This is a genomic window from Cobetia sp. 1CM21F, assembly GCF_023161745.1.
GTDB classification, from domain to species: domain Bacteria; phylum Pseudomonadota; class Gammaproteobacteria; order Pseudomonadales; family Halomonadaceae; genus Cobetia; species Cobetia amphilecti.
Window position 1 is genome coordinate 109,215 of record NZ_JALNTQ010000006.1, and the last position, 13,141, is coordinate 122,355.

Consider the following 13,141-nt stretch of genomic DNA (forward strand, 5'->3'; position numbering starts at 1 on the left):
GGTGGTCTGGCGGGGTCAATCCCGACTGAATTGGTCAACTTTAGCCATGCTGACGTTCGGCGGGCTCCTGCGTATCGCTTGCCTGCTCGGTCGGCGGCTGGTCAGTCGGTGCCTGCTGGGGCGAGGTCTGCTCGGAACTGGAGGCTGCCCGGGCCTTGGGCGAGGTGCTGCCCTGGGCCGCGGCCACGTCAGCGACGGTGGTCTCGCCACCGCAGGGCCCCAGTTCATCGATCAGCTGGGCGAAGTCGGCGTCGTCGAGCTCGGGCAGGCGCCCGGCGCGATAGCTGGCATCCAGCTTGCGCAGCGTGCCGCACATCTGTTCGATGCGCTTGTCCACGGCATGCATGTGATCGAGCATCGCGTGCATGGAGCGCGCGACCGGATCGGGCATGTCCTGGCCCATGCCGTAGGCATCGAAGCCGAACTTCTCCTTCATGGCCTCGCGGCTTTCCGGGTCGACTGACGGCTCCTCCGCCACATCCGGCTCGGCGCGCTTGACGATCTTGCCGGGGATGCCGACGACGGTGGCGCCGGCAGGCACTTCACGCGTGACCACGGCATTGGAGCCGACCTTGGCACCGGCACCGACGGTGAACGGGCCGAGAATCTTGGCGCCAGCACCGACGATGACACCGTCGCCGAGGGTCGGGTGGCGCTTGCCGGCGTTCCAGGTGGTGCCGCCGAGGGTGACGCCGTGATAGAGGGTCACGTCATCGCCGATCAGGGCGGTCTCGCCGATCACGACGCCCATGCCGTGGTCGATGAAGAAGCGGCGACCGATGGTGGCACCCGGGTGGATCTCGATGCCGGTCAGCCAGCGCATCAGGGTCGAGCCGGTGCGCGCCAGCCATTTGGCGTTGTGGCGCCATAGCCAGTGATTGATGCGATGGGCCACCAGCGCATGCAGGCCCGGATAGTTGGTCAGGACTTCAAAGAAGTTGCGCGCCGCCGGATCACGGGCAAACACGCTATCGATGTCTTCACGCAGTCGAGTGAACATGGCGTGTCCTCAGGAAGTGCGGTTGGCCGTGTCGGCTTGTGCCAGGCGAACCTGCTTGTCCACCGCGGAAAGAATGCCGCGCAGAATGTTGATTTCCATGCTGTCCGGACGCGCGCGCAGATAAAGGCGACGCAGGCGTGCCATCAGCTGGCGCGGCTGTTCCGGATCGAGGAAGTCGACGCTGATCAGTGTCTTCTCGAGATGCTCGAACAGGCGCTCGAGGTCGGCATGGCTGGCCAGCGGGCTGTCCCAGTCGATGCCGAACGGCTGGTCATCCTCGGCACGCGGCGTCTCGCCGGCGGCTTCCTGGTCGGCCAGCCACGCCTGGCGGCACTCATAGGCCAGCACCTGCACCGCCGCGGCCAGATTCAGCGAGCTGAAATCCGGATTGGTCGGGATATGCACGTGGCGGTGGCAGCGCTGCAGCTCTTCATTGGAGAGCCCGGAATCCTCGCGGCCGAAGACGATGGCCACGCGGGCATCCGGCAGGCGGGCTTCATCGGCCAGGGTGGCACCGAAGGCGCGCGGCGTGATCATCGGCCACGGCAGGTTGCGCGAACGTGCGCTGCAGCCGACCACCAGACTGCAATCCGCCACGGCCTCTTCCAGTGTCTCGTGCACCGAGGCGCTGGCGACGAGTGCATCGGCACCCGAGGCGCGTGAGGCGGATTCCTGGCATTGCACCTGACATCGCGGCGCGACCAGTGCGAGATCGGCCAGGCCCATATTGAGCATGGCGCGGGCTGCACCACCAATGTTGCCGGGATGGCTGGTGCCAATCAGGACAATGCGCAGACGTTCAAGCATGAGGACTTCCAGGATAGCAATTGAAGGGCGGGTCGGCCGACGCGGCTGGCGCAGTGCGTGATCCGCATACGCAGACTCAGCGATAAATCGCGCGTCAGGACCCGATATCCTAGCATGAAGCCGCGTCAGGGAGCAGTTTCCCGCCGGTCTTGAGGGCAAGAGCGGCGCGGGGGAGGCGCGCGCGGGCAGGGCGCAGGGAGGCGACGCGCAGGCAGAGGGTGGCCGCAGGCAATGGCAGCTCGAGCCGAGCTCTGATAGACTACGTCGTCCCGTCATGTCGCAACATGTGTTCGCCCTCGCTGGCGCCGCGTGCTGTGGCGGCTGGCAGTCTGCATACATTGCACTATGCAGCGCGCCCCGCGCCGTATCAGGATTCCTGTACGGGCTACATGACCGCCTGATCTGATTGCACCCAGTTTCGCTCGATCCGTGTTGCGCCGCGTTGATGTCTCACGCGCCGTGGCACCCGTTCTTTAACAGCTCCCGACTCGTCAAGGCCTTGATCATGCATCCGATGGTCCAATTTGCGCTGCGTGCTGCACGCGGTGCCGCAGAGCAGTTCGTCCGTGCTCGTGAACGTATCGAAGTCGCCCGTGGCGACAACGATCTCGACACCTTCATTGCAGACACTGCACGTCGCGCCGAAGCGCACATCGTGCGTCAGCTGGAGCGCGGTTATCCGCAACACGGTCTCTCCGGCCGTTATACCGACCATCGCGATGGTGAAGGTCAGGGCTCTGACTACCACTGGCGCATCGAGCCGGTGCACGGTTACTCCAACCTGGCATCCGCGGCCTCCGGCTTCGCGCTGTCCGTGGTCTGCCTGTTCAAGGGCCGTGCCGAGCACGCCGTGGTCATCGCACCGTTCACTGACGAAGAGTACATCGTCAGCCGCGGTCGTGGCGCCCAGCACTCCGGTCACCGTATCCGCGTGACCAACGCCACCTCCATCGAAGGTGCGCGTCTGGCGATGGGCCTGCCGGAAAGCTGGCAGCGTCCGCGTCACCTGCCGACCTACCTCTCCATCGTTCAGCAGGTCGGCCCGCAGGTCGAGATGCTGCGCACCAGCGGCTGTGCGCTGCTGGACGTGCTCGAGCTGGCCTCCGGCCGCGTCGATGCCGTCTATGTGCTGGGTCTGGATGCCGGTGACAGCGAGATCGTCAGCCTGTTCCTGAAGGAATGTGGCGCTCTGGCAGGCAGTGCCGACGGCACGCCGGTCGTGGTTGCTGAAGGCACCCTGATGGCCGCTGGCGCACGTCTGTACAAGGCGCTGGCGCAGACCATGCAGCCGCACCTGTAAGACCCTGCAAGATGACGTGACCTGACAGCCCTCCGGGCCGTCTGGAGAACGAAAAAAACCCCACCTCGCATGAGGTGGGGTTTTTTTGTGCCTGGCGATCCGTGCCGGCCGATCCGTGCCAAGCTGAACGAGCGGAGGCGCTTACGGCGCGCCGTCCTCGAACTGCTCCTTGGGCGGGGGGATCAGATCCACACGCTTCAGGCCGACCACCAGCAGCAGCGCCGCTGCCACGTAGATGGACGAGAAGGTCCCCGCGACCACACCGATGATCAGTGCGATGGCGAAGTTGTGGATCATGTCACCGCCGAGGAAGTACAGCGCCAGCAACACCAGCAAGGTGGTGCCGGAGGTGGACAGCGTGCGTGACAGCGTCGCGTTGATGGCGTCATTGAAGATCGACGGCATGTCATCGGTACGCGATTTGCGGATGTTCTCGCGAATGCGGTCGTAGACGATGATGGTGTCGTTCAATGAGTAGCCGATCACGGCCAGCACCGCGGCCAGTACCGTCAGGTCGAAGTCGAGTCCGAACAGGGCGAAGATGCCCAGCAGGATGATGACGTCGTGACCCAGCGAGATGAGTGCGCCGAGGGCGAACTTGTACTGGAAGCGGAAGGCCACGTAGACCATCACCACGGCCAGGGCGAGCAGCATGCCAAGACCGGACTGGTCACGCAGCTGATCACCGACCTGAGCACCGACGAACTCGGCGCGGATCAGGTTGACGCTGTCACCGGTGGCCTGCAGATGCGCCACGATGTCATTGCCGATGCCGGCTTCGAAGCTCTGCTGCAGACGCACCAGAATCTCGTTGCTGGCTCCGAAGGTCTGGACCGAGACATCCTTGTAGCCGGCGGCTTCCAGTGTCTGGCGCACGCTGTCCAGCGCCGGTGCCGCCTGGTATTTCACTTCCACCAGGGTGCCGCCGGTAAAGTCGAGGCCCAGGTTCAGGCCATGAATCACAAGGGCGCCAATGGCCACGATCGTCAGCACGATGGAGACGATGAAGGCCGCGCGCCGCTTGCTCATGAAGTCAAACTGTCGCATCACGATGGCCCCTCAGATCCAGAGTTTCTTGAGTGTCTTGCCGCCAATGGCAAGATTGATGATGCCGCGCGAGACCATGATCGCCGTGAACATCGACGTCAGGATGCCGATGGACAGCGTCACCGCGAAGCCCTTGACCGGGCCACTGCCGATGGAGAACAGGATCACCGCGACCAGCAGGGTGGTGATGTTGGCATCGACGATGGAGGTGAAGGCGCGCTCGAAGCCGGTGTGCACCGCCTGATGCAGCGGCATCTTGGAGCGCATTTCCTCGCGGATACGCTCGAAGATCAGCACGTTGGCATCCACCGCCATGCCCAGCGTCAGCACGATACCGGCGATACCCGGCAGGGTCAGGGTGGCGCCCAGCATCGACATCGCGGCAATCAGGATCGCCAGGTTGGCGGTCAGGGCCACGTTGGCGACGACACCGAAGGCCTTGTAGCGCGCCAGCATGAACAGCACGACCAGCAGCAGGCCCAGCTCGACGGACAGGATGCCGCGCGAGATGTTCTCGGCACCGAGGCTCGGGCCGATGGTGCGTTCCTGCACGAAGTAGATCGGCGCGGCCAGTGAGCCGGAACGCAGCAGCAGCGACAGCTCCTTGGCTTCCGTCGGCGAGTCGAGGCCGGTGATGCGGAAGCTGTTGCCCAGTGCACTCTGGATCGTCGCCAGGCTGATCAGCCCCTTCTCGGTGTACGGGATGCGCTTCTCGACCTTCTCGCCGTCTTCCATCACGGTGCGCGTGCGGGTCTTGTGCTCGATGAACAGCACCGCCATGTTGCGGCCGATCGCGGCACGCGTGACGCGGTTCATGATCGAGCCACCGGTTCCGTCCAGGTTGATGTTGACCTGCGGACGGCCGCTTTCATCGAAGCTGGTGCTGGCGCTGGAGACGCTGTCACCGCTGATGATCACGTCCTTCATGATGTTGGCGGTGCGGCTCGGCTGGTTGCGGAACGCGAAGCTCTCCATCTCGCTGGCCGGCGTGTCGCTGGCCGCTTCCAGACGGAATTCGAGGTTGGCGGTGGCACCCAGTACGCGCTTGGCGGCGGCCGTGTCCTGCACGCCCGGCAGCTCGACCACGATGCGGTTCGGGCCCTGGCGCTGAACCAGCGGCTCGGACACGCCCAGCTCGTTGACGCGATTGCGGATCGTGGTCAGGTTCTGGTTGACCGCGTAATCCTGAATCTCCTTGACGGCGGCGGCGGTCAGGGTGAGGTCCAGTACGGCTCCACGCTCGACATCGCGCTCGTCGTATTCGAAGTTCTGGAAGTCGCGCGAGATCAGTGAGCGCGCCTTCGAACGGTCTTCCTCATCGGAGAACGTCAGGCTCAGGGTGCCGTCGTCGACTTCGCTGCCGCGGTAGCGGATACGCTCCTCGCGCAGGGTTTCCTTGATGGCGCTGGCGTTGACTTCCAGGCGCTGCTTGACCGCGGCGTCCATGTCGACTTCCAGCTGGAAGTGGACACCGCCACGCAGGTCAAGGCCCAGCTTCATCGGTGAGGCACCGAGGCTGGCCAGCCACGACGGCGTGGCGTCGGCCAGGTTCAGCGCGACGATGGCGTCATCGCCGAGCGTCTCGCTGATCAGTTCCTTGGCGCGCAGCTGCTGGTCGTTGCTGGTAAGGCGAATCAGGCCGGTGGAACCGTTGAGTTCCCCGGATTTGGGCGTGATGCCGGCGTTTTCGAGGGCACTGGTGGCGCGATCGAGGTCTTGCTGGTCGATGGCCTCGGCGCCGCTGGCGGCACTGATCTGCACAGCCGGGTCTTCGGGGTAGAGATTCGGCAATGCGTAGATCACGCCGACGGCAAGTACCAGGCAGATCACCAGGTACTTCCAAAGCGGATAGCGGTTGAGCATGGCAGCCCTGTCCTTGGTGGAGCGGGAGAGAAAAGCATGCTGCCGGCACAGGGGCCGGCAGCAGGAGGGATCAGATGGACTTGATGGTGCCCTTCGGCAGGACTGCAGCCACGGCAGACTTCTGCACGTTGACTTCGTTGCCTTCGTTCAGCTCCATGGTGATGAACTGCTCGCTGACCTTGGTGATGCGGCCAACCAGGCCACCACCGATGACGACTTCGTCACCCTTGGCCAGATTGCCGATCAGGTTCTTGTGTTCCTTGGCGCGCTTGGACTGCGGACGCCAGAGCAGGAAATAGAAAATGACCACGAAGCCGACCAGCATGACGATCTGGCCGATGGCGCCGCCGCCGGCGACAGCCGCTTCGGCTTCCGCGTGTGCGGCAGGAATCAGGAATTCCAGCATGTGTATCTCCAGAGGTTACGAGTGAACTGTTGTTATGCAATGAGCGTGATTCAGGCTCTTCTTCACGTCTGGCTCGAGTCGAATATCAAGACGACCGGAGGATTTGGCCCCCGGTCGTCATTCGCCTCGATCAGTCGGCCAGCGGCGGCACCGGCAGGCCGCGCGCGGCATAGAACTGTTCCACGAAGTCCTGCAATGTACCCGCTTCAATTGCACCGCGCAAACCAGCCATCACGGTCTGGTAGTAGCGCAGATTGTGGATGGTGTTGAGCATCGAGCCGAGCATTTCTCCACAGCGATCAAGGTGATGCAGATAGCCGCGCGAGAAATTGGTGCAGGTGTAGCAATCGCAGTCCGGGTCCAGCGGTGAGGTGTCACGCTTGTGGACGGCGTTGCGGATCTTGACGGTGCCCGTCGGCGTGAACAGGTGGCCGTTGCGCGCGTTGCGGGTCGGCATCACGCAATCGAACATGTCGACGCCACGCCGCACGCCCTCGACCAGGTCTTCCGGCTTGCCGACGCCCATCAGATAGCGCGGCTTGTCTTCCGGCATCCACTCGGGGAGGTAGTCGAGAACCTTGATCATCTCGTCCTTGGGCTCGCCCACGGACAGGCCGCCGATGGCGTAGCCGTCGAAATCGATCTTCTTGAGGCCCTCGAGGGACTTCTCGCGCAGATCCGGATACATGCCGCCCTGGATGATGCCAAACAGCGCCGACGGCGAGTCGCCATGCGCGTCGTAGGAGCGCTGCGCCCAGCGCAGGGACATCTCCATCGACTTGCGCGCTTCATCATGGGTGGCCGGGTACGGCGTGCACTCATCGAAGATCATCACGATATCGGAGCCCAGCGAGCGCTGCACCGCCATCGATTCTTCCGGGCCCATGAAGACCTTGGAGCCATCGACCGGTGAGCGGAAGTGAACGCCCTGTTCGGTGATCTTGCGCGTCTTGCCCAGCGAGAAGACCTGGAAGCCGCCGGAATCGGTCAGGATCGGCTTGTCCCACTGCGCGAAGTCATGCAGATCGCCATGCGCTTCGATGACTTCCGTGCCCGGGCGCAGCCACAGGTGGAAGGTGTTGCCGAGGATGATCTCGGCGCCGATGTCCTTGATGGACTCCGGCGTCATGCCCTTGACGGTGCCGTAGGTGCCCACCGGCATGAAGGCCGGGGTTTCCACGGTGCCGCGCGGGAAGGTCATGCGGCCACGACGTGCACGGCCATCGGTCGCGAGCTTTTCAAAGCTCATGAAGCATTCTTTACGCATGGTGCTCTCTTTGCTTGGCGGCGAAACAGGCCGCAGCTGGTGTGTCGATGCCACTATGCCGCAGCATAGCGCGGGGCGCGTTAACTGCGCATGACACGGCCCTCGGCGAATGCCGGGGCCATGTCAGAAGAGGGGATTCAGGCGCGTTCCAGCAGCATGGCATCGCCATAGCTGAAGAACTGGTAGCGCTCTTCCACCGCCGCCTGATAGGCCGCCATGGTGTGCTCGTAGCCGGCGAAGGCCGAGACCAGCATCAGCAGGGTCGATTCCGGCAGATGGAAGTTGGTGATCAACAGATCCACTACCTGCCATTCGTAGCCCGGGTAGATGAAGATGTCGGTGTCGCCGGAGTAGGGGGCCAGCTCACCAGCGTGGGCCTTGGCGGCGCTCTCGAGACAGCGCACGCTGGTGGTGCCGACGGCGACCACGCGACGGCCGGCGGCGCGGGCACGGGCGATCTTGTCGCAGGCTTCCTGACCGACCTCGATCCACTCGCTGTGCATGTGGTGCTCGAGAATGCTGTCGACGCGTACCGGCTGGAAGGTGCCGGCGCCCACATGCAGGGTGACGAAGGCGGTCTCGATGCCTTTCTCGGCCATGGCGGCCATGATCGGCTCATCGAAGTGCAAGCCAGCCGTCGGGGCGGCCACGGCGCCATCGCGCTTGGCATAGACCGTCTGATAGCGCTCGCGATCCGACAGCTCGTCATCCCGAGTGATATAAGGCGGCAGCGGCATGTGGCCGTGCTGGTTGAGCAGCTCGATCATCGGCGTCTCGCCGTGGAAGCGCAGCTCGAACAGCGCCTCCTGACGGCCTTCGACCACGGCCGTGATGCCGCCTTCGAAGATCAGCTCGGTACCCGGCTTGGGCGACTTGCTGGAGCGGATGTGCGCCAGGCCACGATGGGCGTCCAGCGGGCGCTCCAGCAGCATCTCGATCTTGCCGCCGGAGGCTTTCTGACCATGCAGGCGCGCGGGGATCACACGGGTGTCGTTGAACACCACGACATCGCCGGGTTCCAGCTGCTCGAGCAGATCCGGGAAGCGGCGGTGCACGATCTCGCCGCTCTTGCCATCCAGATGCAGCAGACGGCAATCGCTGCGTTGCTCTGACGGGTAGCGGGCAATCAGCTCATCCGGCAGGCTGAAATCGTAATCGCTGCGCTGCATCGGGCGCGCGTCGGAAGGTGTGGCAACGCCCGAGGCATCACCGGAATCGATACGTGACATGGCCAACCTGACACTCTGATAGCACGAGGCGCGTGATGCGCTCCGTGGCATGCGTACATGCACAATGGGGAGATGCCGCCCTGAGACACTGGCGCTCTCGTCGCGAGCGCATGACTCCCTTTCTGCGGGTGGGGCAGTCAGGTGCGACACTCTCGAGGCCTTGGCTGTCCGGGCAGACGAAAAAGGTCGCTCATGATACCCAATGCCATCGTCCACGCGAAGACCCGTTTGCGGGCGACACGCCTCAGTCCACTGCGGCGCGGGGTGTGAGGAAGCGCTCCATGTGTCTGATCTGACGCCAAAACTCGTTGACCTTGGCGCAATGTCCCGTATAATTTCGCTCCGTTGCCGGTGTGGCGGAATTGGTAGACGCAGCGGATTCAAAATCCGCCGCTTAATAGGCGTGTCGGTTCGAGTCCGACCACCGGCACCAGCTTTGAAAACAGTCGCTTACGAGCGGCTGTTTGCGTTTCTGGCTCCCTCCCTTTAGTGCTTGGTCGCAGTTTGGTCGCAGCCGGTCGCATTCAACCGCGGCAGCCGCGCTCCGATCTCGTCAATGCCCTGTTCGAACATGTGAGAATAACGACTTGTGACGATCAGGCTGGAATGCCCCAGCAGGTCGCGCACCGTGGTCATGCTCTCGCCAGCCTGAGCCAGCATGCTTGCATAGCTATGGCGCAGATCATGAAAGCGTAGGTCCGGTCTGCCCATCGTTGTGCGAGCGTCTTCCCACGTCTTCCTCAATCGGGCGTAGGTGGTATCGAAGGGCAGGTCATGCAACCATGGCCGAGCATCTTCTGGTACAGGCACCACCCGGGCCTTGCCGGACTTGGTTTGATCTGGTCGCAGCAGGATGCGACCACCGTGGATGTTCGAAGGCTCAAGTGCGAGCAGTTCGCCCTGGCGCAGTCCCGTCAAGGCTGCCAGGGCGATCACCTTCTTATCCACAGCGCGTGCATCCGGTATCGCTTCCATCAGTAGCGTCAGCTCTGCCGCGTTCAGATAGATATGCCGTTCGTTCTTCGGCGTCTTCTTCCGGATCTTGTCGCCCAGCGGCTGATTGATCCAGCCCCACTCGATATACGCCAGATTGAGCACCCGCTTCACCACCTGCAGGTGGTTGTTGATTGTGCTCTGAGCGCGTCCTGCCTTCCTCAAGTGGCTGGCCATTTCTCTGGCCTTGTCCACTGTCTCTTGTCCGATCAGCACGTCCTCGCCCATGTAGGCCGCAACCGGCCGGATAGCCTTTGCCTGGCTGGCGACGTCGTACTCATCGACCCACCGCTTTACCCCCTCGAGAAACGTGCGGCGCCGTTCGCGTCCCATCCGCTGGCCTTGAAACGCTGCTTCATTCAGTGCTGTTTCGCGTGCTGCGGCATACTCTCGCGCTTGCCTTTCGCCTTCTCGAGTCCCGTCAAACGTTGATTGATGTCGCTGACCCTGATGCGTTTCGGTAACGACCCATTTCCCGCGTGCTTCGCGGTATCTGACTGTGATTCCCATAGGTTGCCCTCATGCTCTGGGCTACGCTGGCAGGCACTAGCATATGCCGCCACCGCATCCGGCTCAAAGCGGATAGACTTTCCAAATTTCACGTAGCCAATCTGGTGCTTGTGGGTGTAGACCCAGCTCAGGCTCATGCTCAGTTGGCGGGCTACCGCCTCGGGGGTGAGAAGATTCACTGCCGTCGCCTCCATCAGTCACCTTGATACCGGCCCGAGCCATAGCCCATGGCCTCACGTTCTTGCTCCGCCTGTCGCGCCGCCTGGTATTGCTCCACGGCCTGACGCACGCCGGGCACCTTCATCAGCTGGGCATGTGCTTGTCGCCAGTGATCGCGGCGCCGACTGATCATCACGATCAGGTCTTCCAATGGCAGCGCCTCACCATCGTCAGCGGCGTACCCGGTGCCATGGCAGTGAGCACAGGGCGAACGATGGAAGACGCCTTGGAATGTGCCGCTGCCACCACACTGCGGGCACGGGCCATGTGCTGGCGGCTCCCACCTTGATTGCGATACCTGACGCATCTGGCCTCCCGGCGGGCACAAAAAAACCACCTCGCGGGTGGTTGTGGTTGACAAGTTTGGTTTTTGCGTGTAAGGGGGCTTGAAATTTATAATGCTGCCTGTAAATATGCAGCCACCGATTGTTGAACAGCTCAGCGCTATACTGAGATATGTCTAGTCGCTGGGGAGGGCCTCAGAGGGCGCTCAACAGTCATTGAGGAGGGGCCTATGGCAACGCAAGATGCAATCAAGCTGGCCCAGAAGGCACGCGAACTGGCATGGGATGGTAACTTCCCCGTCAACCCGGTCGCTGTAGCCAAGGGTATTACTATCGTTAAAGGTAAGGGTGAGGAAGCGCAGCGCATGCCTATCTCCATGGTGGGTGAATCGCTGGGCGACCTTAGCGGATATGCTGAGTTCGTCACAGAAGCCGAACCAAGTTTTCGCTGTGCCTACAACCGTGACGAGGCCCCCGTTCGGCAACGCTTCACTCAGGCACACGAGCTTGGCCATGTTTTGCTGAATCACGTCAGCAAGGAGCACACTCGTCTGCGCGATACTACCTTCAATGATCGTGGCGACTGGCGTGAGATCGACGCCAACGCCTTCGCCGCCGAGCTAATCATGCCTGCGGAGTACGTTCGACACCAAGCTAGCAAGATATCCGATATAGGTAAGCTGGCTAGGTACTTCGGTGTATCTGTCACCGCCATCCGGTTTCGGCTGATCAACTTGGGGCTGCTGTAGGGTGAGTAACGAAGACGATTTTTTTTGGATTGAGCGCAGCGGTACGGAAAAAAGCGACCGCGCAAGTGCTCCTGGTGACTTTCAGAGTGAGAAAATTCATCAAGACCATATTGGCGGTCCAAGCGATAAGGATAAGCTTGATGGCGAAATCCTGAGTCGTCATATCATCGGCAGGCGTATGAGCATCCTTGCCGTTGCTTTCATGGGCGTATTCACCCTCGCGTTTTTCTTCTATGCCATTAAGTTCGCGCACAGTTTCATCGACGCTTACACACACCATATTGAAAAATGGGTGGAGAATGGCAACACGCCAGACTTATCGACTGTGCTTCCCTTCACGGTACCTATGGTACCGGCCTTTTTCTTTTCGGCTCTCGGGCTCATTACTATGATCACCTGCATGCGCTTTGTCTCAGCCTATGTTGCCCCTCAGGAAGACAACCAGGGTGGGGCTCTGCTCGAGCGGTTGGTGCGTGAAATAGCCGGCGCGATTAAGGCCATCAAAGGTGGCGGGAGTGGCAGTGACTAGAAAAGTCCCTTGTCGCCATCTCGGAGAACTGAGCCGCCAATTCATCACGCTCAGCCTCTACCTTCAGCGCGGCCTCTCGAAACCGGTTCTTCTGCTCGATGGTGACCATCGGCATGTCGCGTAGAGTGTTCATGCGGCCTCCTGTTCTTCACGCTGGCGGTACTGTTTGATGCCCCAGACAATGGCATAGCAGCACCACAGGTAGTGGTACCGGAGCCGGGTGTCAGAGGTCTCGTGGAAGTCGTCCAGCATGTCCGGCGCTTCATCGCAGTCGAAGTCACGAACCGCGGCGACTGCTTCGAACTCATCGCAGCAATTGAGCAGGTTGTCCCGCAGGTATTCCTTCACCTCTTCCGTGGCTTCGGGGTCGGGCAATGAATCGCCTTGAAGCCAGTCTTTCCAGCACCCCAGTACGGACTGCTTGAATGAGTCGGAGTCCCACTCCTCTGCGATGGCTCGGGACCCTTCACTGCCGGCACCGGCCTGCAATTTCTCCTGCCAGTAATGTGGGCTGATGCCTCCACCGGAGCCCATGAAGAAGTCGAACATGTCTGCGTTGCGGTAGAACGTAAAGGTGCCCATGTCACCGCAGAAGGTGAGGTACCCGGGCCAAGTTACTATGCGGAAGTGCTGATCAGTGGTGCCCGGCTTCTTGAACAGAAGATGGCGATGGAGGCCATCATCCAGAATCACCTTCATCTCGTGCTCAGCAACATTCCTGTCAAAGCGCTCTCCCACTTGAGTGTAATCAGTCATGCCTTGCTCCCTTGTACGTTGCGTGCCGGCCCCACCAAGGGCGGCTGGCCTTCATCGAGCGTCCACTCGAATATCAGGTGGCAGTCACCGCACTGCTTCTCGTTGGTGCTGCTGTACAGCACCAGTGCCGTGCTGCCGCAATGAGGGCAGTGCTTGGTGGATGTCTTCACGGGGTGTCTCCG

At 62.0% G+C, this 13,141-nt stretch carries 16 protein-coding genes and 1 tRNA gene; 4 read left to right on the forward strand and 13 right to left on the reverse strand.

The annotated features are described in order from the left end of the window. Positions 1-40: 40 nt before the first annotated feature. Entirely contained in the window at positions 41-1,000 is a 960-nt protein-coding gene (cysE, locus tag MSG32_RS16160; RefSeq protein ID WP_248380691.1) for a serine O-acetyltransferase, read from the reverse strand. A 9-nt stretch (positions 1,001-1,009) separates the two neighbouring features. After that, positions 1,010-1,807: an RNA methyltransferase gene (locus tag MSG32_RS16165; RefSeq protein WP_054556868.1), complete on the reverse strand. Its 798-nt coding sequence runs from the start codon at positions 1,805-1,807 to the stop codon at positions 1,010-1,012. Positions 1,808-2,312: 505 nt separating this feature from the next. Between MSG32_RS16165 and MSG32_RS16170 the strand changes: the two genes are divergently transcribed. Next, entirely contained in the window at positions 2,313-3,107 is a 795-nt protein-coding gene (locus tag MSG32_RS16170) for an inositol monophosphatase family protein (protein ID WP_043333816.1), read from the forward strand. Positions 3,108-3,248: 141 nt separating this feature from the next. Here MSG32_RS16170 and secF read toward each other — a convergent pair whose 3' ends face one another. The 5 genes from secF to queA form a co-directional block, all read right to left on the reverse strand. Continuing rightward, on the reverse strand, positions 3,249-4,154 hold the full coding sequence (secF, locus tag MSG32_RS16175; protein WP_107336021.1) for a protein translocase subunit SecF: 906 nt from the start codon (positions 4,152-4,154) through the stop codon (positions 3,249-3,251). A 12-nt stretch (positions 4,155-4,166) separates the two neighbouring features. Further along, positions 4,167-6,017: a protein translocase subunit SecD gene (gene secD / locus MSG32_RS16180; RefSeq protein WP_054556870.1), complete on the reverse strand. Its 1,851-nt coding sequence runs from the start codon at positions 6,015-6,017 to the stop codon at positions 4,167-4,169. A 70-nt stretch (positions 6,018-6,087) separates the two neighbouring features. Further along, positions 6,088-6,423, reverse strand: coding sequence for a preprotein translocase subunit YajC (gene yajC / locus MSG32_RS16185; protein WP_043333819.1), 336 nt, complete (start codon positions 6,421-6,423; stop codon positions 6,088-6,090). A 130-nt stretch (positions 6,424-6,553) separates the two neighbouring features. Continuing rightward, the gene (gene tgt / locus MSG32_RS16190) at positions 6,554-7,690 is read right to left on the reverse strand and encodes a tRNA guanosine(34) transglycosylase Tgt (RefSeq protein ID WP_082388822.1); all 1,137 of its coding nucleotides are present in this window, start codon (positions 7,688-7,690) and stop codon (positions 6,554-6,556) included. Positions 7,691-7,827: 137 nt separating this feature from the next. Beyond that, positions 7,828-8,859, reverse strand: coding sequence for a tRNA preQ1(34) S-adenosylmethionine ribosyltransferase-isomerase QueA (gene queA / locus MSG32_RS16195; protein ID WP_107336757.1), 1,032 nt, complete (start codon positions 8,857-8,859; stop codon positions 7,828-7,830). A 407-nt stretch (positions 8,860-9,266) separates the two neighbouring features. Between queA and MSG32_RS16200 the strand changes: the two genes are divergently transcribed. Then, positions 9,267-9,352: transfer RNA gene (locus MSG32_RS16200), tRNA-Leu, on the forward strand. A 53-nt stretch (positions 9,353-9,405) separates the two neighbouring features. On the opposite strand, the gene MSG32_RS16205 is transcribed toward MSG32_RS16200, so the two are convergent. From MSG32_RS16205 to MSG32_RS16215, 3 genes are read right to left on the reverse strand one after another with little or no spacing between them, the layout of a single operon-like run. Next, positions 9,406-10,245, reverse strand: a complete 840-nt coding sequence (locus tag MSG32_RS16205; protein WP_248380692.1) for a site-specific integrase — start codon at positions 10,243-10,245, stop codon at positions 9,406-9,408. 26 nt (positions 10,246-10,271) lie between these two features. Beyond that, positions 10,272-10,601: a helix-turn-helix domain-containing protein gene (locus tag MSG32_RS16210; RefSeq protein WP_248380694.1), complete on the reverse strand. Its 330-nt coding sequence runs from the start codon at positions 10,599-10,601 to the stop codon at positions 10,272-10,274. A 14-nt stretch (positions 10,602-10,615) separates the two neighbouring features. Further along, positions 10,616-10,792, reverse strand: coding sequence for a hypothetical protein (locus MSG32_RS16215; RefSeq protein ID WP_248380696.1), 177 nt, complete (start codon positions 10,790-10,792; stop codon positions 10,616-10,618). Between the two features lie 363 nt (positions 10,793-11,155). Between MSG32_RS16215 and MSG32_RS16220 the strand changes: the two genes are divergently transcribed. Further along, positions 11,156-11,674 carry an ImmA/IrrE family metallo-endopeptidase gene (locus tag MSG32_RS16220; RefSeq protein ID WP_248380698.1) on the forward strand — a complete coding sequence of 173 codons (519 nt, stop codon included), beginning with the start codon at positions 11,156-11,158 and terminating at the stop codon, positions 11,672-11,674. A gap of 1 nt (position 11,675) precedes the next feature. Further along, positions 11,676-12,203 (forward strand): hypothetical protein, encoded by a 528-nt coding sequence (locus MSG32_RS16225; RefSeq protein ID WP_248380700.1) that lies wholly within the window; start codon positions 11,676-11,678, stop codon positions 12,201-12,203. Here the strand turns inward: MSG32_RS16225 and MSG32_RS16230 are convergent. Genes MSG32_RS16230 through MSG32_RS16240 form a run of 3 tightly spaced genes read right to left on the reverse strand, consistent with a single transcriptional unit; the run spans position 12,175 to position 13,129 of the window. After that, positions 12,175-12,336: a hypothetical protein gene (locus MSG32_RS16230; RefSeq protein ID WP_248380702.1), complete on the reverse strand. Its 162-nt coding sequence runs from the start codon at positions 12,334-12,336 to the stop codon at positions 12,175-12,177. The genes MSG32_RS16225 and MSG32_RS16230 overlap by 29 nt on opposite strands. Beyond that, a complete protein-coding gene (locus tag MSG32_RS16235; protein ID WP_248380704.1) occupies positions 12,333-12,959 on the reverse strand; it encodes a hypothetical protein in 627 nt (208 codons plus the stop codon). The genes MSG32_RS16230 and MSG32_RS16235 overlap by 4 nt, the downstream gene beginning before the upstream one ends. Further along, a complete protein-coding gene (locus MSG32_RS16240; RefSeq protein ID WP_248380706.1) occupies positions 12,956-13,129 on the reverse strand; it encodes a hypothetical protein in 174 nt (57 codons plus the stop codon). Before MSG32_RS16240 ends, MSG32_RS16235 begins: the two co-directional genes overlap by 4 nt. Positions 13,130-13,141 lie beyond the last annotated feature (12 nt).

Coding starts and splice junctions, on each gene's coding strand:
- cysE (WP_248380691.1), bottom strand. CDS start 1,000: ATGTTCACTCGACTGCGTGAAGACATCGATAGCGTGTTTGCCCGTGAT.
- MSG32_RS16165 (WP_054556868.1), bottom strand. CDS start 1,807: ATGCTTGAACGTCTGCGCATTGTCCTGATTGGCACCAGCCATCCCGGC.
- MSG32_RS16170 (WP_043333816.1), top strand. CDS start 2,313: ATGCATCCGATGGTCCAATTTGCGCTGCGTGCTGCACGCGGTGCCGCA.
- secF (WP_107336021.1), bottom strand. CDS start 4,154: ATGCGACAGTTTGACTTCATGAGCAAGCGGCGCGCGGCCTTCATCGTC.
- secD (WP_054556870.1), bottom strand. CDS start 6,017: ATGCTCAACCGCTATCCGCTTTGGAAGTACCTGGTGATCTGCCTGGTA.
- yajC (WP_043333819.1), bottom strand. CDS start 6,423: ATGCTGGAATTCCTGATTCCTGCCGCACACGCGGAAGCCGAAGCGGCT.
- tgt (WP_082388822.1), bottom strand. CDS start 7,690: ATGCGTAAAGAATGCTTCATGAGCTTTGAAAAGCTCGCGACCGATGGC.
- queA (WP_107336757.1), bottom strand. CDS start 8,859: ATGCAGCGCAGCGATTACGATTTCAGCCTGCCGGATGAGCTGATTGCC.
- MSG32_RS16205 (WP_248380692.1), bottom strand. CDS start 10,245: ATGGGACGCGAACGGCGCCGCACGTTTCTCGAGGGGGTAAAGCGGTGG.
- MSG32_RS16220 (WP_248380698.1), top strand. CDS start 11,156: ATGGCAACGCAAGATGCAATCAAGCTGGCCCAGAAGGCACGCGAACTG.
- MSG32_RS16230 (WP_248380702.1), bottom strand. CDS start 12,336: ATGAACACTCTACGCGACATGCCGATGGTCACCATCGAGCAGAAGAAC.
- MSG32_RS16235 (WP_248380704.1), bottom strand. CDS start 12,959: ATGACTGATTACACTCAAGTGGGAGAGCGCTTTGACAGGAATGTTGCT.